The sequence below is a fragment of the Roseomonas chloroacetimidivorans genome, from assembly GCF_049629625.1.
Taxonomy (GTDB): domain Bacteria; phylum Pseudomonadota; class Alphaproteobacteria; order Acetobacterales; family Acetobacteraceae; genus Roseomonas; species Roseomonas chloroacetimidivorans.
Map to the genome: position 1 here is coordinate 167,607 of NZ_JBNBZS010000012.1, position 7,045 is coordinate 174,651.

The 7,045-nt window shown below is 68.8% G+C and carries 4 protein-coding genes; 2 read left to right on the forward strand and 2 right to left on the reverse strand.

Annotated elements, in window-relative coordinates; all coding sequences use genetic code 11:
• Positions 1-34: 34 nt before the first annotated feature.
• Together ACO1BU_RS11710 and ACO1BU_RS11715 are read right to left on the reverse strand one after the other, a co-directional pair.
• Positions 35-1,333: a DUF1835 domain-containing protein gene (locus tag ACO1BU_RS11710; protein WP_424136123.1), complete on the reverse strand. Its 1,299-nt coding sequence runs from the start codon at positions 1,331-1,333 to the stop codon at positions 35-37.
• Between the two features lie 251 nt (positions 1,334-1,584).
• A complete protein-coding gene (locus ACO1BU_RS11715; RefSeq protein WP_424136124.1) occupies positions 1,585-2,286 on the reverse strand; it encodes a response regulator transcription factor in 702 nt (233 codons plus the stop codon).
• Between the two features lie 71 nt (positions 2,287-2,357).
• Between ACO1BU_RS11715 and ACO1BU_RS11720 the strand changes: the two genes are divergently transcribed.
• Together ACO1BU_RS11720 and ACO1BU_RS11725 are read left to right on the forward strand one after the other, a co-directional pair.
• Positions 2,358-3,350 carry a DUF3237 family protein gene (locus tag ACO1BU_RS11720; protein WP_424136125.1) on the forward strand — a complete coding sequence of 331 codons (993 nt, stop codon included), beginning with the start codon at positions 2,358-2,360 and terminating at the stop codon, positions 3,348-3,350.
• A gap of 238 nt (positions 3,351-3,588) precedes the next feature.
• Positions 3,589-7,045 (forward strand): ExeM/NucH family extracellular endonuclease (locus ACO1BU_RS11725; RefSeq protein ID WP_424136126.1); only part of this gene is annotated, 3,457 nt, incomplete at its 3' end.

The window sequence follows — 7,045 nt, forward strand, 5'->3', positions numbered from 1 at the left end:
CCCGTGCAGGGGGCGAACCTCCCCACCCCGGTCGTCAGCCCTCGATGACCGAAGCCGTCCCTTCGTCCCAGCGCCAGCAAGGTGCCGCCCCCGGAAGGAAGACACCGCCGAGCCATCGAGCCGGGGGCCGCAGCGACAGCCAGTCCACCTGCCGCTCCAGGACAGCGCGGCCGAGTGGCGTGATCGTCAGCCGCTCCTTGGGCCAGTGGCGGTCCTCCCCCTCGAAGCGGCCGGTGAACACGGGCCGCTCAACCTGCTTCATGCTTTCCACGATCGAAAGGAACATGAGGTCCGAGAGCCAGGGAAGCGGCTCCCGCTCCATCATGAGGTGGTGGAACGCCTGGCCAATGGTCCGTGGCCCCTCGGCCAGGATCTGCAACACCAGGCGCGCGGTCAGGCTCAGCCCGTCCCCGGTCCAGGGCAACTCCTGGCAGTGCCGCCGGACCGCCCTCGCCAGCTGGGGAAGCCCGGCCGTACCCGCCCGGGCCAGCACCGCGAGCGGCCTTGGATCGGGTGACCGCAGCATGGTCCAGACCGCCCGCCCAGCCTGCAGGCTTTCCGCCGATACGGGAATGCGATCACTCCAGAGCAGCCGGAGCGCCTCCGGCGGCAGTTGCCCCAGGCCGATAAAACGCATGCTGCCCGGGTAGCGGGCCGGCGAGATCAATTCGAGCCGTCGTGGCGGCGCATCGGCAAACTGCGCGAGACAGCGCGCGAGGATGATCTGGTCGTAGGTGTCGTGCTCGAACCAGAGAACAACGCGCTCGTAACGCGCCGCGGCGGATTGCAGCCCTTCCTCCGCCCGGAACAGCTTGGCGGCGATCTCATCACGGCTCTGCCCCGTTCCGGCGCTGAAGTTCTCCGTCACGAAGGCCACGCGCCGGTCCAGCCACCCGGCCTCATCAAGCACCGGTCCCTGGCAAAGCGGATCGGAGTATTCCAGGAAGTCGCCGACGAAGCCGGCCTCCTTCAGCCTCGGCCCGATATCGGACCCGCAGCGGATATGCAGGGTTGCCATATCCCGGTCCGGCGCAACGCCGCCGCGCGCGATCCGCTCCCAGCTCTGGTCCATGGACTGGATATGCATCTTCAGCCGCGGCCAGCTCGGCAGGCCCAGCTCGCGCGCGATGACCAGCTGCGCCTCGCTCAGGCGCGCGAGATGATCGGGAACCCCGGGGATGCCCGAGCCTGACGCCTGCGGATGATGCAGGCGGAACCGGCGGATGGCGCCGGCTTCGCCCGCGCGCAGATCCTTCAGCAACTCCTTGGCGCGCTTGCGCTGCTGCTCAAGATTCAGACGGAATGGCGATGCGTGGCGGCGCAAGCCGGGCATGCGCCCGGATTCCGGATGACCAGACAATGGAAGCCCCTTCCTCGCGTCTGTGTCCGCCAGTCAGACAGGAAAGGGTGGATGACGAGTCGTGCCACTCTGGGTGAGCGTGGGCGCAGCCCTTTCCGCGGACACGGGGGCTCCGATCGAGCCGGGCCCGAATCAACCAAAGACCGGCAGGGCGGTCAATAGGATCGCCGGGGGCGAGACCAACCCACCGGAGCCTTCAAGGAGCCCTGGCAGCTAGGCGCCCGCTAAGCCTCCTTGTACCGGTACCCGATCCCGTAGAGCGTCTCGATCTGCCCGAAGCTGTCATCCACCTGGCGGAACTTCTTCCGCACGCGCTTCACATGGCTGTCGATGGTCCGATCATCCACATAGATGTTCTCGCCATAGGCGGCGTCGATCAGCTGGTCCCGGTTCTTCACCATGCCCGGCCGCACCGCCAGTGCCTTCACCAGCAGGAACTCGGTCACCGTCAGCTGCACCGGCTTTCCCTTCCAGGTGCAGGTGTGCTTCGTCTCGTCCAGCACCAGATCGCCACGCGCGATCACCCCGCCCGGCGGCGCGCCCGATCCCTCCGCCCGGCTGGCCTCGTTCCGCCGCAGCAGGGTCCGGATGCGCTCCAGCAGCAGCCGCTGGGAAAAGGGCTTGGTGATATAGTCATCCGCCCCCAGCCGAAGCCCCATCAGCTCGTCCAGCTCATCATCCTTGCTGGTCAGGAAGATCACCGGCATCCCGCTGCGCTGGCGCAGCCGCTGCAACAACTCCATCCCGTCCATGCGCGGCATCTTGATGTCCAGCACCGCCAGATCCGCCGGCCGCGCCAGCAGCCCCTGCAAGGCGCTCTCGCCATCGGTATAGGTCCGCACGGTGAACCCCTCCGCCTCCAGGGTCATGGAGACGGAAGTGAGGATGTTGCGGTCATCATCCACCAGGGCGATGGTGTGCGGCATCGGGTGTCCCTAAAGACCTGGTCCGGGCAACGAGGCGGCAGCATCGGGCCCGATTGTGGCGGGAGGATGCCATGACAGCGGACAGGACGGGAGAGGTAGGCGGCGAGGAGGGCGAATCCAGCCCTGCCCAGGCCCCTCAGCAAACGGCACAACAGGCGGATCACGCCCTGGCGGCCCGCCGCCTCATGCGCGCCGCATCCTCCGCCAGCCTCGCCACTGTCTCGGACGGCCAGCCCGCCGTCTCCCTCGTCACCCCCGCCATCGCCCCCGATGGCGCCGTGCTGCTCTGGCTCTCCGCCCTGTCGGAGCACACCCGCCAGCTCTCGCGCGACCCCCGTTGCAGCCTCCTCTTCCAGGGCGTGCCGGAAGGCCCCAACCCCCAGACCGCCCCGCGCGTCACCGTCACCGGCCTCGCCGAGCGGATCGAGGATGCCGAGCTCAAATCCCGCTGGCTCGCCCGCCACCCCTATGCCGCCCTCTATGCCGAATTCGGCGACTTCTCCCTTTGGCGCATCGTCCCGCAAGGCGGCCTCGCCGTCCTCGGCTTCGGCCGCGCCCACCGCCTCCGCGCGGCCGACCTCCGCCCCATTGAGGGCGAGGAGGACTTCACCCCCAACCCCAGCCCCGAATATGTCGGCCAGGTCGATGTCCAGGTCGCCGCCCCGCAGGTCATCGGCGCCGGCCCCATGGGCGAGCGCCGCGTCATCCCCATCCTCGGCGGTCAGGTCACCGGCCCCCGGCTGGAGGGCGAGGTCCTCCCCGGCGGCGCCGATTTCCAGCTCATCCGGCCAGACGGCGTCGCCGAGATCGAGGCCCGCTACACCATCCGCCTGACCAATGGCGCCCTGGTCTATGTCGTGAACCGCGGCCTTCGCCACGCCGCCCCCGAGGACATGGCCCGCCTTCTCCGCGGCGAACCCGTTCCGCCCAGCCGCGTCTATTTCCGCACCACCCCCGTCTTTGAAACGCCCGACCCCGACCGCGCCTGGCTGACGCGCAGCCTCTTTCTCGGTTTGGGAGAGCGAATGCCCGAGGCCGTACGGATCCGCATCTTCACACTCTGAAGGACGCCGAGAGACGATCCTTCCTGCCGCGCGCGGGTCCGACCCTGGCTGGCCTCCACGCCCTGTGCCGGGCGCGATCGCCAGGGCACGAAAGGCCGAATCCGCCATTCCGTGCTGCGGGACACAAGGAGGTTACGGAAGGATGAGCGATTTCATTAAATCGTAGCCATTCCCGGCGCTTTCCGTCCCCAAGCCTGCGCCACAAGGCTGGCAACCGCCAGCACTGGGAACGGCAAGCATGGGCACGACCTATTTCCGCCTTCGGGACGGAAACCTCCAACAGGACTGGAACAACACCGGCCTGATCTCCACGAATGATGACTGGTCTGGCGTGCCGTCGATCGAGGGCTTCCTGGGCGAGAACCTGACCGCAACCACCGGCGCCGATCCCCGCAACCTGACCGGCAGCGACGTCACCCGCGACCTCATCGCCAATCAGACCAACCCGAACACCCTCTCCAGCGGCGGCGTGGCCGAGTTCGAGGGCAGCGACCCGACCATCGCGCTCAACGGCTCGGGCACCGCGGACGCGCCCTATCTCGTGCTCTACCTCGACACCACCGGTGTCAGCGACCTCACCTTCTCCTTCAACGCGCGCGACCTGGACGGCTCCGGCGACAATGCCGCGCAGCCCCTCGCGATCCAGTGGCGGATCGGCGACAGCGGGACCTGGCAGAATGTCGATGGAGGCTATGTCGCCGACGCGACCGCCGGGCCGAACCAGGCGGGCCTCGTCACCCCGGTCTCCGTGACGCTGCCGGACGGCGCCGAGAACCAGCCCGAACTGCAGCTCCGCGTGATCACCGCCAACGCGGTCGGCAATGACGAGTGGGTCGGCATTGACGATATCCAGGTGAGCGGCAGCGCCGCGACGCCCGTCGGCCCCACCGTCTCCGTCGCGGCGCTCGACGCCGACAAGGCCGAGGGCGATGCCGGATCGACCAGCTTCACCTTCCTCGTCACCCGCAGCAGCGGCGAGGGGGCGGCCTCCGTCTCCTACAGCCTTGCCCCTGCGGGCGGTGCGGATGCGGCGGATTTCGGCGGCACCCTCCCGGCCGGCGCCGTCGAATTCGCCGATGGCGAGACCAGCAGGACGGTGACGATCGAGGTCTCCGGCGACGCGACGACCGAGGCGGATGAAGTCTTCGAGCTGGTGCTGGACAACCCGAGCAGCGGCCTGTCCATCGCCACCGGCACCGCCGAAGGCACCATCCGCAATGATGACGTGACCCTGACCCGCATCAGCGAGGTCCAGGGCAGCGGGGCAAGCTCGCCCCTGGTTGGCAAGACCGTGACGATCGAGGCCATCGTCGTCGGCGACTTCCAGAACGGTGACGCCGACAACGCGCGCAACCTGAACGGCTTCTACCTGCAGGAGGAGCTGACGGACCAGGACGGCAACGCCCTGACCTCCGAGGGCCTGTTCGTCTTCCAGGGGGGCGCGACCGGCGCCGTCTCCATCGGCGACCGCGTGCTCATCACCGGCACGGTCGGCGAATATTTCGGCCAGACCCAGCTCACCGCCAGCACGATCCAGCTGGTCGAGGCCGGGGCCGTGGCGGATATCGACAGCATGGCCGTGGAGGTCAGCCTCCCAACCGCCGGCGTTACCGTCAGCCAGAACGGCGACTACCAGCCGGACCTCGAAGCCTATGAGGGCATGCTGGTCCGCCTGCCCCAGACCATGACGCTGACCGAGCAGTTCAACCTCGACCGCTTCAACGAGGTGATGCTGACCGCCGGCGAGCGCCCGGCGCAATACACAAGGGACAACGCGCCGAGCGTGGAGGGCTATGCGGAACACCTGCGCGAGCTCGGCGCCCACAGCATCGTCTATGACGACGGGCTGAACACGCAGAACAACCCGACCGACCTGCTGGACGGCTTCCAGGACTACGGCACCGCCACCGCGCCCCGCATGGGCGACACCGTCACCGGCCTGACCGGCGTGCTCGACTACCAGTGGTCCGGCAACGCCGCCAGCGGCGCGACCTGGCGCGTCCGTGCCGTCGAGGAGGGCGCGAACGAATTCGTCTCCCAGAACCCGCGCACGGAAGCGCCCGAGGATGTCGGCGGCAGCCTCACCGTCGGCAGCCTGAACGTGCTGAACCTCTTCTCCACCCTGGACGAGAACGGCAACCTCACCGCCAACGGCATGGAGCCGCGCGGCGCCAACTCGGTGGCGGAGTACGAGCGGCAGGTCGACAAGCTCGTCAACACGCTGCTCTCGATGGATGCCGACGTGCTCGGCCTGATGGAGCTGGAGAACGACTTCCTGCCCGGCTCGCCCGGCAATGCGATCGAGGCGCTGGTGGAGCGTCTGAACGCGGCCGCGGGCGACGACATCTGGGCCTGGGTCAATCCCGGCACCCAGCATGTCGGCGGTGATGCCATCGCGGTCGGCTTCATCTACCGTGCCGACAAGGTGCAGCTGGCGCCCGGCACCTCCGTCGCCATCCTCGATGACAGCGACGTCTCGGCCGATCTGCTCGCGCAGAGCACCGTCGGCGGCATCTTCAACGGCGAGAACACCAGCCGCGCCGCCCTGGCCGTCACCTTCCAGGAACTGGCCAGCGGCGAGACCTTCACCGCCTCGGTCAACCACTTCAAGTCCAAGGGCGGCGCGGGCACCGGCGCCGATGCCGACCAGCTCGACGGCGCGGGCGCCTGGAACCAGCAGCGCGTGCTGGCCGCCCAGGCCCTGGACGCCTGGCTGGACAGCAACCCGACCGGCTCGGCCGACAAGGACGTGATCGTGCTCGGCGACCTCAACGCCTACACGAAGGAGGCCCCGGTGCAGTACCTCGTCGGCCAGGGCTATGAGGACCTGCAGGCCACGCGGATCGAGAACCCCTATTCCTATGTCTTCGACGGCCAGATCGGCTCGCTCGACCAGGTCCTCGTCAGCGGCAGCCTCGGTGCCCAGGTGACCGGCGTCACCGAGTGGCACATCAACTCGGATGAGGCGGACGCCCTCGACTACAACCTCGATTTCGGCCGCGACCCCTCCTATTTCGACGCCGATGTCGCGGCGCGCGTCTCCGACCATGATCCGCTCCTGGTCGGGCTCGACCTCCGCACCGCGAACCAGGGAACGGCAGGCGCGGACAACCTCTCCGGCACGGCGGGCCGGGACCTGCTGCAGGGGCTGGGCGGCAATGACGTGCTGTACAGCCGGGGCGGCGACGACACGGTCGAGGGCGGCGCGGGCAACGACACGATCGTGTTCCGCGCGGGCAGCTACACGGCGGCGGACAAGGTGGATGGCGGCGCGGACACGGACACGCTGCGTCTGCTGGACGGGCAGGTCCTGGCCGACAAGGCCTTCCAGAACACCGTGAACATGGAGGTGATCTCGCTCGGCGACGGGTCCTACAACCTGACGCTGGACGCCTTTGCCAAGGCGGCTTTCACGGCCGGGCTGGTCAAGGTCGCGGCGGGCGCGGGCACCGACTCCCTCACCCTCAATGTCGGCGCCAATGGCCCGGCGGTGAATGTGACGGGCAGCGCCGGGGCTGACGCGATCACGGGCGGGGCCGGGGCCGACACGATCAATGGCGGCGGCGGTGACGACATCCTCAAGGGCGGCGCGGGCAACGACACCATCGTCTTCAACAACGGTGCCCTGACCGCGGGCGACACGGTGGATGGCGGCGCGGGCTATGACGCGATCCGCCTGCTGGGCGGCGGCACGC